This is a genomic window from Methylobacterium segetis (assembly GCF_004348265.1).
Taxonomy (GTDB): Bacteria; Pseudomonadota; Alphaproteobacteria; order Rhizobiales; family Beijerinckiaceae; genus Methylobacterium; species Methylobacterium segetis.
Window position 1 is genome coordinate 1 of the sequence record NZ_SMNT01000120.1, and the last position, 15,585, is coordinate 15,585.

Sequence of the window (15,585 nt, forward strand, 5' to 3'; positions counted from 1 at the left end):
GGACGGGCGGGCCGTCGCGGCCCTCCTGCACCACGAGTATCAGGCGAACGAGCACGAGGGCCGCTGCCCCGCCGGCACCTACATGGCGTGCTGGTACAACACGATCACGGCCGCCGCCTCCGGGGACGGAGGCCGCAGCTTCCGGCGCGCCAGCCCACCCGCCGTCGTCGCCGCAGCCCCCTTCCGCCAGGAGGTCGACCAGGGCCGGCATCGCGGCTTCTTCAATCCCTCGAACATCGTCGCCCAGGGGCGCTGGCGCTACATGCTCGCCTCCACGACCGGCTGGGACCGGCCGGGCAGCGATCAGGATAGCGGCGTCTGCCTGTTCCGGACCGCGACGCCGGACGACCCGACAAGCTGGCGCGCCTGGACGGGCGCGGGCTTCACAGCGGCCTTCCCCGATCCCTACGCCGCCCGGGCGAGGTTGCCGGACACCTGCAAGCCGGTGGCCCCGTTCCCGGCCCCGGTCGGCGCGGTGGTGCGCCACCGCGGGACGGGCGCCTTCATCGCCGTGTTCATGGCGAAGGCGGGGGGCGAATTCCCGCAATCCGGCTTCTACTGGACGAGCTCGCGCGACCTCCTGGCCTGGGACAAGCCCCGCCTCCTGATGGCCGGCGCGACGCTCTACGACGATCCCTGCACGGCGCCGGAGGGATTGATCGCCTATCCCTCCCTGCTCGACCCCTCCGCCGAGGGCCGCAATTTCGACGATGCGGGCGACACCGCGATCCTCACCTACGCGACCCTGCGCACCGAGGGGTGCCGCATCACCTCCGAGCGCGACCTGCTGCGCCGCCCGGTCGCCATCAAGGTTTGGCCCTGACCCGCGCCGCTGAGCCCGACCCGGCGTATCCCGGAGGCCACAGGCGGCCGCGCGGCGACTCATTTGACGTGGCGCGCGCGGCCCGTGGATCCCGCCCCTTCGCGGGTCCCGCCGGCTAAGATTCGGTCCCTACTGACCTTTTCGCCGCGCCGCTCTCGGCGAGACTGGACCGGCGGGGATTAGATCGGTGGTATTAGTACAATTCTCTTCAGCCTCTACCGGTTGATTACGTCTTAACATACTTCATAAGATGACTTCGGCACCTGATTCGTCGCGTGTCCGCGTTCAGGTTCCCTCCACATCAAGCTGTTTGGTAGAAAGGTCAATCAATGGCCCTGTATTTCTTTGAATTTTTGGATCCTGAATTCTTGATCAGCGACGACGAAGGAACGGAATGCGCGGACCACGACGCTGCCCTGGGCGAAGCGTTGCGGACCCTGTGCGAAGTGGCGGCGGATCAACCGCACCGCTACCTCGGCCGCCCTCTGCGCATCGAGATCCTCGACGACGAGAAACGATCCGTCCTCTCCTGCCATATCCAGCTGGGCGCCATCGAGCGGGCGCGCAGCGCGCTGAGATCGGCCGCCTGAGGCGGATCGCCTTCGCCGCCACGCCGTCCACGCCGCGCGCGAGCCTCGTGGGCTGCCGATCAGAAGGCCGAGACCGGAACGAAGATCGTTCCTTCGTTCCCTCCGTAGGGTCCCGTACCGGCTGAGTTATCCCCGGCACGTCCCTTCTGTCTCAACCCTCCGGTTACCTTTTCGTCCTGTGATCCAACGATCACGCGACAGGACACCAGAGATGAGCGCGACCATCCTCGATCCGATCAGCGGGCAGATCGTCCCCATCCCGAAGCCGAGGCCCAGGCCGTTCCGAGGTTAGAGCCGTGACGTTCGCTCGTCGGGCGTCCGGAAGAGTACCGAATACGGAACGTGAAAGCTTGGCCTTGAGTTGTCCCATCATGAAGATGAGCTTCGCGATACTCGGCGCCTCTGCCCTGTCCGCGCTCGTTCTGACGGCGGGATCGCGCACGGCCTCGCTCACGGATCCGGGAGCCGGCGCCGCTCCGGGAAGCGCGGCCGTCTCGGTCGCCGCCGCACCGCTCGCCGCCCGCGCCTGGAGCGACCCGCCCGCCCGGCCGAAGCCCGAGCCGAGCCTGCGCGCCGAGGCCGCTCCTCCCCCGACGATGCCCGCTTCGGCAGAGCCCGCGACGACCGGAACCCTCGTTCAGTCGGCAGCGGCCTCGACCTCCGGGCCGCAGACGCCCGCTCATCTGCCTCTCGTGCAGGATGCCCTCCTGAAGCGGGAGCCGGGTCCCTCGGCCCTGCCGGTGAAGCGCGCGCCTTCCGCCCACGCCGCGCGCAAGGCGCCGGGGCGCAAGCCCGTCGCCTCCGTGCAGCCGGCCGCGAAGCAAGCGGAGAAGCAAGCGGACGAGCCGCAGGCGGCGCCGGCTCCTCAGCCCGTCACCCTCGCCGGCCCGCTCGGAGACATCCTGCGCGGTCTCGGCCTCGTCGACGCGCAGAAGCCGGGCCCCTGATCCCGGCCGCTCTCAGGGGCGGCCCTTCGCGCGGAACGAGCGGAACAGCTTGAGGACCTTGCGACCGGGGCCCGATTCCCCGTCGCGGCGCGGCTCGTGACCGCCCGCCTCGGGAACGGGATCGTCCGCCGCGGCCGCCCCCTCGGCGAAGCGCTCGCCGTGGATGCGCATGAGCAGGTCGAGGGCGAGGCGCGGGATGGGATGGGCATGCTGATCGAGCAGCAGCACGCCGTCCGCGAGGGACCGGACCGTTCGATCCGACACGGCACGCTGCGACATCATCTCGGCCATCGCCTGATCGGCGAGCCTTGCCGTCAGCTCGGCCACCGTGTCGAGTTGCTCGGGCAGCGGTTTCTGACTGTTGCTCATCCAGGAAAAAGCCTCCTTGCGAACGACCTTACATCGAACGGCACAAGGCGTTGAGCCCCATTACGTTTTCATGTCGAGTAATGGCTCAGCTCGGATTCATGCGTCACCGCTCATTGACGTCGGTCCGAGCCGCGGCAACAAACCCGCCGCTTCGATAACGCTTTCGACAACGCTGGAGGTTCGCAAGTTGCTGGCGCGTGAACCGACCTACGATTTCGAGACGATCAAGGGGTTCCTGTGCCCGGGCGACCGGGTGCTGTTCTACAAGCCCCACCGGTCGCTCGGCTTCACGATCGACACGGAGGAGAACTTCGCCGTCGTGAACGACCTGCTGGCGCGCGACCTCGGGCTCGGCGAAGCGGACATCAAGGAAATGTTCTGCAACGGGGACGGATCGCAGATCATCGCGCGGATCGAGCCCTCCGCGACGGTCAGGTCGACGACGCGCCTGGGCAATGCCTTCGTGTCGACCCTGACGCCGGAGGAGTGAGCCGGCCCGGCCGCCGTCCGGTCGCGGCGCGGCAACGGGTGCGGCCGAGCCAATCATCGCGGGCGAGCCAGCGTGGTCGCTGCCGCGGGGCGGCGCCCGGCCGGGCAACTCCTCAGCAAAGGCTAGAAGGTGAGATGATCGATTTGCGCTTCCTTCACGCTGCCCGCAGCAATCGACCGGACGGAAACGATGGCTCAACAGGATCGTCCGAGGTTCAGCCTCGGTTCAGCGGAGCAACGCTCTGATCCGGCCGTGATTTGCAGGAAGGGAATGATCGTGAGGAAATTGGCTCTTTCGGCCGTCGCGGCGGCCTTCGCAGGGTCCCTGCTCGTCGCGCCGGCGGCGGAAGCGCGCCCGGGTTACCGGGGCGGCTATCACAACGGCTACGTCTATCGCGGCCATCGCCATCACGGCTATCGCCGCGGCCCCGGCGTGGGCGGTGCGCTCGCCGCGGGTGCGGCGCTCGGCATCATCGGCGGCGCGATCGCGGCGTCCCAGGCGCCCCGCTACTATTATCCGGCTCCGGCCTACGGCTATTACGGACCCGGCCCCTACGAATACGGCTACTGAGCCGATCCCCGGGCGGGCCGTTCCCGGCCCTGCTCAGCACGCCGTGCAGATCGGCCTCGCCATCTTCGCGCCCCGGTCGAGCAGCTTCCCGAGCACGGTGTCGCGCTCGGGAACAGGCGCGGGGACCGAGGGGGCGGGCGCCGCACCGACGGCGGCCTCGACCGTCGGGGCAGGTGCCGCCGCAGGCGCCAGGCCCTCCGGCGCGCTCGCCTTCGGCGCCCGCGCCGAGCCGGCCCCACCGCCGAGGCTCGTCCCGTCCGTTTGCCACCGGGCTCGCGCCGCGGCCGATTGCTGAAGCGCCGCCAGCGGATCGATGCCCGGACCGCGGCTCGCGATCAGCCCGTCCTCGCCCTCCACCACCACCTGCGTGTTCGCCAGCCCCTCCGCTCCGACGAGGGCGAACAGGCGGCTGGCATTCCCGGGTGAGAGCCGGATGCAGCCGTGCGAGGCGGGCCGCCCGAGATGCCGGCTCTGGTTGGTCCCGTGGATCGCGTGTCCTTCGGCGGTGAAGAAGATCGCGTAGGGCATCGGCGCGTTGTCCCATTCCCGCGAGAGATGGTGCCGGCTCATGCGCGAGGGCCGAAAGGTGCCGCTCGGCGTGTCGTAGCCGGAGGCGCCGGTCGATACGGGCCAGACGTGGCGCTCCTGGCCGTTCACCGACACGGACATGCGCTGGCCCGCCTTGTCGATCCGGATGACGACCTCGGCGGCGGCGGCGAGCGGCAGCGACAGGCCGAGGAGGAGACCCGCCGCGAGGCGCCCGAGGCCGCCTGCCGCGCCTCGACCGATGCCCGGACCCCGTAGAGCCTGTGTCATGGACCGCCTCCCGCATCCCACGCCGAAGGTCCGCCTCCGCCTCGCTACGCTCGGGCGGTTCCGGCAGCGGACCGTGCACATTCCCGAACAGGCCTGAAACCTTCGAGCGGCGCAACCCGTACTCCCTTCGGAGTGGGGCGAACGATGGAGGCGCGCGTGTACATCCCTCGATCCTTGCCGCTGTCCCGGTCCTGGCGGCTCGAAGCGGGACGGATCGCGGCATCGCCCGTCGCGTTCGTGTCGGACCGGGCCTTCATCGCGGCCTGCACGATGGGTGCGCTGACGGCCGAATTGGCCTGCTGGCTGGTCCTCGGCTGATCGGCCGGTGGCGCGGCGCCGAGGATGGCTGCCTGCGTTGACGAACCCGTCGAAGCGGCCGGGCCGCGAGAATCGCGCGCCGTCGCATCGGACGTCCGAGCGTCTTCGGTCGGACAAAGGACCGGTTCCGCGAAGTAATTCCGGGCGTCTCATCCGGTCCGTAAGCCTCCCTTAATCCTGTCGCGTCATTCTCCCGATGCTGATCGGCCGATCCTGTTGCTTGCCGAGAGCATGGCTGTGGAGTTCTACATGAGGCGCTTACCCGCCCTCCCCCATTGGGCGCATGCCGCCCTGGTCCGCCTGGATGCCACGACGGCGGTTGCGGCCGTTCTCGGGCTCGCGGCCCTCGCGGGCTGGGGCGCCTTCGCCGGCAAGGCCTGGTCGCAGCGCGATCTCGCGGAGCAGGTCGAGCTCCTGCAGGCGGATCGCGGGCGCCTGACGGCGAGCCTGCGGCAGGTCGAGCAGGCCAATGCCGAGATCGCGCGCAGCGGCCAGGAGAAGCTCGCGGGATTGCGGGAGGAACTCGGCCAGACGGTCGCCGCGCGCGAGGCCGCGAAGGCGCAGCTCGCCGCCGCCCAGCGCGATACGGCCAGCCTCAAGAAGCGCCTGGATCAGGCCCGTGACCGCGTGGCGGAGACGGGCAGCATCAAGCCGGCCGAGACGAAGAAGGTGCGCTGAGCCCGGCGGCCGCGCTTCAGCGCGGCGGCGGGAAGGTCCAGAAGAACTCGCCGGTGCGGCCGCCGCTGAGCGTCGCCTGGCGGGTCAGGAACCGGCACTCGGCCTCCAGGGCCGCCTCGCTCCAGCCGGTGCAGGAGCGCATCTTGAGCGAGACGGGATCGTAGTCGAGCCGGTGCTCGGGCGGCGAGCGGACCATCAGCCCCGAGGGCAGCACGACGCAGTGATAGACGCGCAGGGCGCACGGGAGCCGGCGCGCGCGCTCGAAATTGCGCCGGAAGGTCTCCGGATTGTCGCCGGGCAGGCCGAGGATGATCTCGACCGCGAGGCTCGCCACCGCATCGAGCTTGCCGAAGGTCTCGTCGAAGCGCCGCTCGTCGTAGCTGCGGTCGACATGGGCGAGGACCGCGCTGTCGAAGCTCTGCAGGCCGATCCCGACATAGGCGTTGCTGACCGAGGCGAGGAAATCCAGGTGCTCCTGGCGGACCGCCGCCGGATAGACCTCGCAGATCAGGCCGTGCGTCTCGAAGAAGCCGCTCTCCTCCGCGGCCCGCTTCAGGGTGAGGAAGGCGTTGCGGTTGAGGTTGAGCCCCGCATCGACGAGCAGGGCGGCGTAGACGTCGTGGCGCGCGATGGCGGCGAACTCCCGGTCGAGGTGATCGACCGCGCGGACGCGCTTGGGCGATTCCATCGTGCCCCACTCGCAGAACGAGCAGGTGAAGGGGCAGCCCCGATAGGTCTGCAGCACGCCGAGCCCGCCGTGCTGGACGAGGCCGAGGGCGTAGGGCGAGGCGAGGCTGTCGAGATCGGCGAGCGGGCGGGCCGGGGTCTCGCGCCAGCCTGGGCCGTCCTTGACGGCGACGCCGCGCAGGGCGCCGAGCCCGACCGGGGTTCGCTCCGTGAGGGACACGACCTCGCGGAATGTCTCCTCGCCCTCGTTGATCACGAGGAGGTCGATCGCGTCGCGGAAGCCCGAGAAGGGGGGCTTGGCGAACATCACCGGGCGTGCCGAGGGGCCGCCGAACACGACAAGGCGCCGGGGATCGTCCTCCTTGATCAGCCGCGCGACCCGGCAGAGGAAGGGCAGCGACCAGAGATAGGCCGAGAAGCCGACGATGTCGGGGTCGAAGGCCAGGATCTCGCGGGCGATGGCGCCTGCCTCGCCGCCCGTCAGATCCCAGATCCGGCAGGCGAGATCGGGGAATCCGGCCGCGCGGATCGAGGCTTCGACCATGCGCAGGCCGAGATTGGGCACGAAGCTCGGCATCGCCGGATCGCGCTCCGGGTACTGCGCGACGAGCGCGACGCGCCGGCCCGGGCGGAATGCGCTCACCGCCCGGCGGCCTGGCGCCAGGAGGGGCGTGACGGCTGGCGCTCCTGCTGCCGGGGGAAGGACCACCAGAACTCGCCCGCCTTGCCGCCGGCCGCGAGGGCGCGGGCGCGCAGCTCCGCGCGCGTGCGCGCCACCGCCTCCTCGCTCCAGCCCGCGCAGGATTGCAGGGTGAGCGTCACGGGGTCGAAGCGGATGTCCCATTCCGGCCGGCTTCGGGTCAGCAGCGCGTCGGGCAGGACGAGGCAATGGTAGACCCGCACGGCGGCGGGCAGGGAGAGCGCGTAGTCGAGCGTCCGGCGGAACCCCTCCGGCGTGTCGCCGGGCAGCGCGGCGATGATCTGCAGCTCGATGTTGGTGACGCGGGCGAGCGCCCGCACCGCGGCCTCGAAGCGGGGTGAATCCGTGGGGCGGTCGTGCAGCCGCAGCACCGCCGGATCCATCGACTGCATGCCGACGCCGAGATAGGCGGTGCCGATCTCCTCGATGAAGGCGAGATGCTCGTCGCGCACGATCGAGGGATAGATCTCGGCCCAGAGCAGCGTCTCCTTGAGGAAGCCCGAGCGCTGGTTGGCCAAGCGCAAGTTGCGGAACGCGCCGATATTCAGGTTGAGGCCCGCATCGAGCAGGAACACCGCCGGCGCCTCGTGGCGGCGGAAGGCGTCGAGCTCGCGGGCGACGTACTCGGCGGAGAAGGTCGCCTTGGTGTTCTCCTTCGAGCCCCACTCGCAGAAGCGGCAGGACAGGGGGCAGCCGCGGAACGTCTCGAGGTAGGCGACGCCGCCCCGCGGCATCAGCCCGTGCGCGTAGGGCGAGGCGATGCGGTCGAGCGAGGCGATCTGCGGGCGCCTCTCCGTCCTGACCCAGCCCGCGGGTCCGGGCAGGGTCAGGCCGCGCACGCTCTCGAAGGCGGCGCGCGAGAAGGCGGGCAGCTTCGCGATGTCCTGGATGATCTCCTCGCCGTCGCCCTCGACCAGAGCGTCGAGATAGGTAAGCGCCGGGCTGTAGGGCTCCAGATCGAAGAAGGCCGAGCGCGCGGAGGGGCCGCCGAACACGATCGGGAGCGAGGGGCGGCGCTCGCGCAGGGCGCGTGCCACGGCGATCAGGGTCGGCGCCGACCAGACGTAGATCGAGAAGCCGACGAGATCGGGCTCGAAGGCGAGGATCTCCTCGACATAGCCCGCCACGTCCTCGGCTCGCCGGTCGACGAGGGCGACCCGGATCCCGGCGAGGTCGGGATCGGCGAGGAGGGACGCGTGAATGCGCCGGATGCCGAAGCTCGGCAGCCGCAACGGGCCGAGCTCCTGCGCGTCCGGGCGCGGGGTCAGGCAGACGAGCGCGACGCGCCGTGCGGCAGGATTCGATCCGGACATGGGGCTCGAAGGCGGTAGGCAGGCCGTCCTACTCTATCGAGAGGGAGAGGGGCAATGTGATGGCATTGCAAGAGACTTGTCGATCGGCTCGTCCTCTTCCCTCTGCATTGCAGGCCCGACGCAACTCGGGCCCGGCGCGGACGAATTGGCCGATCAGCGCTTGTCGAGGCGCAGGTAGAGGTAGCTGAGGCAGCCGCTCCGATTTAGCTCGCGCAGCACGACGCCGCCCGTGAGGCCCGGACGGCCGTCCGGCGCGACGACGTGATAGCTCGGCCCGGTGTTCCGCGTGGCATCACGGGTCCGAAGGCTGAACCCTGCGCGCGCCGCATCGTGCGCGATCTCCGCGTCCGTGGCCCACATCGCCGGCCAGGGGCCGTAATCCCGCTCGAGCCTGTCGGCGAAGGCCGCGAGCGTCGCGGGCGGCAGAGCCGGCTGGCGGAGCAGGAGGTCGCTCATGACGAGGACGCCGCCGGGGCTCAGGACGCGGTGGGCCTCCCTGAGGAAGCGGAGGCGGCTCGGGAAATGGAAGGCGGCCTCGACGCAGAGGAGCCGGTCGAACGTCGCGTCGGCGAAGGGCAGGCGACAAGCGTCGGCGGCGATCCAGGACGCGTTCGCCGGGGAGGCCTCGTCGCGCAGGCCGGCGGCGAGCTGGCGGGCATCGATGTTGAGGCCGTAGAGTTCGGCGCCCGGATGGCCGCGCCGCATCGCGCGCAGCGTGCCGCCGAAGCCGCAGCCGACATCGAGCACCCGGTGGCCGGGCGCGATGCCGAGTTCGGTCACGAGGTGCTGGCTCAGGTGGGCTTGCGCCGCCGGGAAGGTCGCGCGCGCCTCCTCGGGGCCGACCCGCTCCGGCTCGTCCCAGTGGCCGAGATGGACATGGTCGATGCGGGCGCCCTCCGCGATCGCCGCGAGGAACGCGTCGAAATAGGCGGGAACCCGCGCCATCCGCCCTACCCCCAGCAATAGACGCCGTCCTTCGCCCGCGTCTCGGCCATGAAGGAACAGGCGGTCCAGCGCCGGGTCGCGCCGCCGACCGGCGCGACGTGGTGGAGGTAGCGGCCCGAGCGCAGCAGCACGAGCGTTCCGGCCTCGACGTCGAAGGCGTGCCGGGCGAAATTCGCGATGTCCGGCTTCGGCGCCGGGCGGTCCCGGTTGAGGAACCGGGCGGACCACGCCTCGGCCTTCGCGTCGAAGACTTCGAGCATCCCGCCCCGCTCGGCCCTGGAGAGGGTGAGGACGAAGGAGAAGATGTCGCCCACGACCAGCGTCTCGAGATGGCGGTAGCTCGGCCGCATGCGCTGCTCGTTGTCGAAATGCGGCGGGATGTAGCCGCCCTCGCGGTGCGAGCGAAGGGTCGTCACCATGTAGGGGCCCGCGCGCCCCGGCCCCGGCGGCGGGCCGTAGGGCCGGCCGCCATCGATCGCCGAGAGGAGCCCCGTGATCCGCGCCTCGAAGCCGCCATAGGGCGCCATGAGCGCCGCGAGGCTCTCGGTGAACGGGGGGACCATCGCGAAATACGCGGCGAGATCCGGATCCGCGAGGTTGAGGTTCATGCCGTAGAAGGACGAGCGGAACGGCGCCGGGAACGCGGTGGCCGGGAAGTTCTGCGCGTTCGTCTCCAGATCCGCGACGATCGCCGCGCACTCGGCCCGGCCGAGGACGTTGCGCACCACGACCGCCTGGATCTCGTCGGCGCGCAGCCGGCCGAGCGCCGTCGCGTGAGATGCCGCCTCTCCCGCATCGAAGGAGACCGTCCGGAGAAACGTCATCGAGGCTTCGTCCCACCCACCGCACGCGGGATAGCGCGGCCGCGCGCCGTCCCGCAATCCGAGGCGCGGCCATAAGTGCCTCCGCCCCGGCCCGGCGAAGGGCGTTGAGGTCGGAAGGAGCGGAACACCGTTCGGGGCGGCCCGACGGAGCTTTGAGAGCGCGCCACCCGTCCACCGATCCGGGCCGGCCGACCAGGCTCGGTAGAGATCGTAATCAATAGTTGCATCCCGAAGCTATTCTTGCCGAATTCAACGCACAGTAATTCATTCTTCGAGGTCTTCTTCTTCGCAAAATCCGACCTCAACTTTCGATTTTCACAAGGTTCTACGATGCGCGCGTCGCCCGAGATTCTGTTGCAGAGAGGCGACACAGGAGTTGAAATCTGTCTCTCCCGCGGCCCAGACTCGATCATAACAATCAGACTTTTAAAGCGCCTCATCTCGATATTAGCCAGCGTGGCGCCTTAAGGCTACCGGCGGGAAAGACAACGCCTCAGAAATTGTGAAATCAATACTGATCGAGCTTGAGATCAGTTCAATTTGCCCGAACCATGGCGAGGCATTAATCAGAAATACAAGCGAAGATTGCATACATGCGTGCCGCCGCAGGCACGCTTGGGGGAATGATGTCAACAGCCGGTCTTGCGTCTCGTCACGCGCTGCATCCGCTTCGTCGCGCGCTCGATGCCTCCACGGCGCTCGTCGGGATCGTCGTGCAACAATCGCGAGGCCGAACCGTGCTGCTCCGAACGGCGTCTCCGTCGATGACTCGAGAGTGGATGAGCCGTCGTCTCGCGCTGGCGGTCGAATCGACAGAATCTCTCCTATACCGGCTAGCTGGAATTCTTCCGAAATCCAGCCAACAGATCGGGCATCTTGCGCGGGTTCATCGACGGCGCCTTTCGAGGATGGTGCTGCCGACACTTATCCTCGCGAGCAGCCCTGCTAACGCTGCTGACAACACCTTCACGAATGGCACGAGCGACAACAACTGGTTCACGCCCGCCAATTGGTCGCTCACCGCCCCCCCGACCACGGCTGATTTTGCGTTTATCGCGGGCGGCCCAGCCGGCCAAACCGCGAATATCAATTTCCCAGGCGCCACTGCAGCTCGTGTACTTCTGCAGGCTGACAACAATCTGGTCGTCGGAGCCGACGGCACGCTATCCGTCGTCGGCACAGGGACTGACGGACTGCTGTCAGTCGGTCAGCTTGGCTCGGGGTCGCCGACACAAAACAGCACTCTAACGATTCAAGCGGGCGGCTCGGTCAGTGCAGCCCGCTTCTTCATCGGCGACGGTACTCCCAACTCCACCCAAGCCGGCATCGCCATCGTGACGGGCGTCGGCTCAGCGCTCACCGTTGATGGCGCGAATTACAATTTCGTTGTCGGTGGCACCGGCTCAGCTTCTCTTTTACGCATCGACAGCGGTGCCATAGTGAATGCTGCGACTCTCGGCAACGGCATTGTTCAAGTTGGCCTTCCCGGTTTTGGAGGAAACGGTACGCTGCAGATTGGCAATGGCGGCATCAGCGGAACTTTGAATGCCTCGGCCATCGTACTTAATTCTAATTCGCGCGTATTATTCGATCAGACTGACAATATCTCTTTTGCACCGCAGGTGTCTGGAACGGGTCGACTCCAGAAGGAAGGGACTGGCAGTGTTACGTTATCAAATAACAGTGCCTACACAGGCACTACCACGATCTCGGGTGGCACACTGGCATTATCGAACAACGGCGCGATCGCTCAGTCGAGCGGTGTCGATGTCGGAACCGGTGCCACCTTCGACATCGCGGGCGTCGCGGGAGCAGGTGCCTCCATCGTCACGCTCTCGGGTGCGGGTGGCGTGAATCTCGGCGGCAAGACGCTAACCGTCACGAACGGCTCGACGACCTACGCGGGCAACGCCACCGGCGCGGGCGGCCTCACCGTGTCGGGTGGCACGCTGACGCTGACCGGCGCCAACACCTACATCGGCGCCACCACGATCTCGGGCGGAACGCTGGCGCTGTCGGGCGCCGGCACGATCGCGCAATCGAGCGGTGTCGCCGTTGGCGGGACCTTCGACATCTCAGGCGTCAACCCTGCAGGAGCCTCCATCGCCACGCTCTCGGGCGCGGGCGGCGTGAACCTCGGCACCAATACGCTGACCATCACCAATGGTTTGACGACCTACACGGGCATTGCCACCGGCGCGGGCGGCCTCACCGTGTCGAATGGGACGCTGACGCTGACGGGCGCCAACACCTACACGGGCGCGACCACGATCTCGGGCGGCACTCTCCAGATCGGCGACGGCACGGCCGGTGGCGATGCCGGCCGGATCGGCCAGGACGCGGCCGGCACCGTCTTCAGCACCGTCGCGACGACGGGCGGGATCCTCGCCTTCAACCGGACCAATGCGGCCAATTACACCTTCGGCGGCACGATCACCGGTTCGGGCATCGTCAACCAGATCGGCACCGGCACCACGACGCTGACGGGCACGAACAGCGCCGGCAACGGCCAGTTCACGGGCACGGCCAACGTCACCGCTGGCACGCTCGCCGTGAACGGAGTGTTTGGCGACACAGCCAACAGCACCGCCACCATCAACGTCAACACGGCCGGCACCCTGCACGGCTCGGGCACCATCGCCGGTTCAGTGGTCGTCGGCAGCGGCGGCACCGTCTCGGCCGGCAATTCGCCCGGCACGATGACCGTGACGAACTACACTGCCAATACCGGCAGCGACACGCTGTTCGAGCTGAACCAAGCGAATGTGACGGGTGGAGCCAACAACGACCTCATCAATGTCACCAATACCCTCACCGTCAACACCGACTCGCTCCTGACGCTTGGCACCACCGGCGGCGCCACGGCTCCGCCCGCGGGCGTCTACCGCATCTTCACCTACGGCACGCTCGTCGGCGGGCCCTCCGATTTTACCACGACCGTGGCCGGCGGCGGCACCGCCGACGTCTACACGCTGAACAGCGGCATCAACGTGCGCGTGTTCGGGGCGGGTCAGATCACGCAGTACTGGGACGGCACCGATACCGGGTTCATCGCGGGCGCGCAGGGTGGCACCGCAACCTGGAACGCTGCCAGCGCCAACTGGGTCGACGACCCGGCGGCCGGCACGGCGAACGACCGCTGGCGCGGCCAGGCCGGCGTCTTCGGCAACGGGACGACCAACACCGCGACAGCCGCCGCCACTGTCACCGTTGTCGGCGCTCGGGATTTCCAGTCGCTGCGCTTCTCCGACAACAACTACACGCTCGCCGCCGGCGCAGGCGGCACCCTCAACGCGACAGGCAACCCCTTCGCGGCGGTGGCCGCCGATCAGGCGTTCAGCTCCGTCACGGTCGATGGCGGCAACACGGCAGCCCTGAACCTGCCGATCACCAGCACGAGCGGCACATTCGGCTTGCTGAAGCTCGGCACCGGCACCTTGAACCTGGGCGGTGCGAATACCTACACGGGCGGCACGCGCATCGACGCGGGGAATCTGGCCATCCTGGCGGGCGCAAGCGTCGCCTCCGACGTCACGAACAACAACGCGGGCACGTTCACGAACCTCGGCACGGTCAACGCCAACGTGACGAATGCCGGGACAGGCTCGAACGCGAACGAGATCACCGGCGGCGTGGGCAACAGCGGAACGTTCACCAACAGCGGGATCATCGGCGGCCAAGTCTCCAACAGCGGCGGTTTCACCAATTCCGGGACTGTATCCGGCGGCCTGAGCAATACGGGCGGCTCCTATACGCAGACCGCAGGGGCCACCAACGGCGGCACGACGAACACGGCGACCATCGCCGCCACTGGCGGGGCCTTCGGCGGCGCCATCGGCAACAATGCCGGAGGCGCCTTCAACGTCGGCGGCGCCGTGACGGCGAACTCCACCTTCACGAACGGCGGCAACGCAACGCTCTCCGTCGACGCAGGCAGCCTTGCGGGCATCACCGTACTCACGAACGACTCGACGGCGGCTGCCGGTGTCGCAACCGCGGCCGGCGCGACGCTCTCGGCCGGCGGCCTCGCGGGCACGACGGCGACGGCGACCGTCGCCAATGCCGGTACCCTCAATCTCGTCGGTGGCGTCGGCAACACCGACTATGCCGGGCTCATTACCGGCGCGGGAGCCTTGAACAAGTCGGGCACCGGCGTGCAGACCCTGACGGGCGCCAACACCACCGGCGCCCAGTACACGGGCGCAGCGGCCATCACCGGTGGCACCCTCCAGATCAACGGGACGTTCGGCAACACGGCCAATCCCCCGGTGGGGGCTACGGCGACCCTGGCCATCGGCGCCGCAGGCACCCTGGTCGGCACGGGCACCTTCGCGGGTGACGTCACCAACAGCGGAACCGTCGCCGCGGGCGTCTTCCCCGGGCTTGGACCGGTCGGCGGATTGACGATCGGCCGCGACTACACGATCCAGGCCGGATCGACCAACGCGTTTGACCTCGGCACGCCCAACGTCGTCAACGGGCCGACCAATGACCTGATCACCGTCGGCCGCAACCTGACCGTCAACGGCGGCACCCTCGCCCTCCAGAACGTCAATGCCAGCGGCCTCTACCGCCTCTACGATGTCGGCGGCACCATCACGAGCGCGGCCAACCCCAACGCCGGCTTCACCTCAGTCACCGTCAGCAACGGCACCGCCGCCGTCTACACCATCCCCGGCGCTGGCGCGCCCGCTCCGAGCCAGCTCAACGCCCGTGTCTCGGTCGGCGGCCAGATCGTTCAATACTGGGACGGCAGCGACACCACCGGCCGGCAGGCTGGCACGACCGGCACGCCGGGCGCGCGTGGGGGGGCCGGAACCTGGGTGGCCGGGAGCGCCAACTGGACCGACGATCCGGCGGCGGGCGAGGTCAACCAGACCTGGCAGGGCCAGTTCGGCGTGTTTGCCGCGCCCGGCGGCGCGGTGCGCATCGTCGGCACGCAAGGAGTGCAGGGACTGCAGTTCTCCGCCAACGGCTACGTGCTCTCCACGCAGGCGGGCGACAACGGCGTGATCAATCTCGTCGGCGATCCGGTGAGCGGGCCGGCGGCCAGCCTGATCCGCGTCGATGCCGGCATCACCGCAGAAATCGCGGCGCCGATCACCGGCCTCGGCCTCAACAAGAATGTGGGCGGTGGCACGCTGATCCTGTCGGGCACCAACACCTTCGGCGCCCTCAACATCGCACAGGGTACGGTGGAGGTTCGCAACGGCGCCGCGATCCTCGACACCGCACCGGTGACGATCGACAACGTCGCCGGCGCGCGTCTGCTCGTGACCAATTCCGAGACGATCGGCTCGCTGGCCGGCGGCGGCGCGGCGGGCGGCACGGTGGCGATCGCGGCCGGTCAGGTCCTGACCACCGGCGCCGACAATTCCAGCACCACCTTCGCCGGCGTCATCGGCGGCGCGGGCGGCCTCGCCAAGACCGGCACCGGTACCTTCACCCTCAGCGCCGCCAACACCTTCACCGGCGGCACCCTCAACCAAGCCGGCACCCTCGTCCTGGCCGCGGG

The 15,585-nt window shown here is 68.9% G+C and carries 14 protein-coding genes; 8 read left to right on the forward strand and 6 right to left on the reverse strand.

From position 1 onward, the window contains the following. The 3 genes from E1J50_RS22805 to E1J50_RS22815 form a co-directional block, all read left to right on the forward strand. The coding region (locus E1J50_RS22805) for a hypothetical protein (RefSeq protein ID WP_132256060.1) at positions 1-823 on the forward strand (823 nt) is incomplete at its 5' end. Between the two features lie 329 nt (positions 824-1,152). Further along, positions 1,153-1,413, forward strand: coding sequence for a DUF6894 family protein (locus E1J50_RS22810; RefSeq protein WP_132256061.1), 261 nt, complete (start codon positions 1,153-1,155; stop codon positions 1,411-1,413). 371 nt (positions 1,414-1,784) lie between these two features. Beyond that, positions 1,785-2,360: a hypothetical protein gene (locus E1J50_RS22815; RefSeq protein ID WP_132256062.1), complete on the forward strand. Its 576-nt coding sequence runs from the start codon at positions 1,785-1,787 to the stop codon at positions 2,358-2,360. A 12-nt stretch (positions 2,361-2,372) separates the two neighbouring features. On the opposite strand, the gene E1J50_RS22820 is transcribed toward E1J50_RS22815, so the two are convergent. After that, positions 2,373-2,729 (reverse strand): hypothetical protein, encoded by a 357-nt coding sequence (locus tag E1J50_RS22820; protein ID WP_132256063.1) that lies wholly within the window; start codon positions 2,727-2,729, stop codon positions 2,373-2,375. A gap of 187 nt (positions 2,730-2,916) precedes the next feature. Here E1J50_RS22820 and E1J50_RS22825 point away from each other — a divergent pair, with 187 nt between their 5' ends. Next, complete coding sequence (locus E1J50_RS22825; RefSeq protein WP_132256064.1) at positions 2,917-3,219, forward strand: hypothetical protein; 303 nt, start codon at positions 2,917-2,919, stop codon at positions 3,217-3,219. 270 nt (positions 3,220-3,489) lie between these two features. Beyond that, positions 3,490-3,789, forward strand: coding sequence for a hypothetical protein (locus E1J50_RS22830; protein ID WP_405029785.1), 300 nt, complete (start codon positions 3,490-3,492; stop codon positions 3,787-3,789). 33 nt (positions 3,790-3,822) lie between these two features. Here E1J50_RS22830 and E1J50_RS22835 read toward each other — a convergent pair whose 3' ends face one another. Then, on the reverse strand, positions 3,823-4,605 hold the full coding sequence (locus tag E1J50_RS22835; protein WP_132256066.1) for a L,D-transpeptidase: 783 nt from the start codon (positions 4,603-4,605) through the stop codon (positions 3,823-3,825). 144 nt (positions 4,606-4,749) lie between these two features. Between E1J50_RS22835 and E1J50_RS27555 the strand changes: the two genes are divergently transcribed. Further along, on the forward strand, positions 4,750-4,923 hold the full coding sequence (locus tag E1J50_RS27555) for a hypothetical protein (protein WP_165937950.1): 174 nt from the start codon (positions 4,750-4,752) through the stop codon (positions 4,921-4,923). A gap of 249 nt (positions 4,924-5,172) precedes the next feature. Beyond that, positions 5,173-5,601, forward strand: a complete 429-nt coding sequence (locus E1J50_RS22840) for a hypothetical protein (protein WP_245516705.1) — start codon at positions 5,173-5,175, stop codon at positions 5,599-5,601. A 16-nt stretch (positions 5,602-5,617) separates the two neighbouring features. Here E1J50_RS22840 and E1J50_RS22845 read toward each other — a convergent pair whose 3' ends face one another. The 4 genes from E1J50_RS22845 to E1J50_RS22860 form a co-directional block, all read right to left on the reverse strand. Next, positions 5,618-6,931, reverse strand: a complete 1,314-nt coding sequence (locus tag E1J50_RS22845; RefSeq protein WP_132256067.1) for a B12-binding domain-containing radical SAM protein — start codon at positions 6,929-6,931, stop codon at positions 5,618-5,620. Further along, positions 6,928-8,301, reverse strand: coding sequence for a B12-binding domain-containing radical SAM protein (locus E1J50_RS22850; RefSeq protein WP_132256068.1), 1,374 nt, complete (start codon positions 8,299-8,301; stop codon positions 6,928-6,930). Before E1J50_RS22850 ends, E1J50_RS22845 begins: the two co-directional genes overlap by 4 nt. Before the next feature lie 153 nt (positions 8,302-8,454). Then, positions 8,455-9,246 carry a class I SAM-dependent methyltransferase gene (locus E1J50_RS22855; protein WP_132256069.1) on the reverse strand — a complete coding sequence of 264 codons (792 nt, stop codon included), beginning with the start codon at positions 9,244-9,246 and terminating at the stop codon, positions 8,455-8,457. Between the two features lie 5 nt (positions 9,247-9,251). Beyond that, entirely contained in the window at positions 9,252-10,070 is an 819-nt protein-coding gene (locus tag E1J50_RS22860; RefSeq protein WP_132256070.1) for a 2OG-Fe(II)-dependent halogenase WelO5 family protein, read from the reverse strand. 908 nt (positions 10,071-10,978) lie between these two features. Between E1J50_RS22860 and E1J50_RS22865 the strand changes: the two genes are divergently transcribed. Next, on the forward strand, positions 10,979-15,585 hold a 4,607-nt coding region (locus E1J50_RS22865), incomplete at its 3' end, for a beta strand repeat-containing protein (protein ID WP_207919274.1).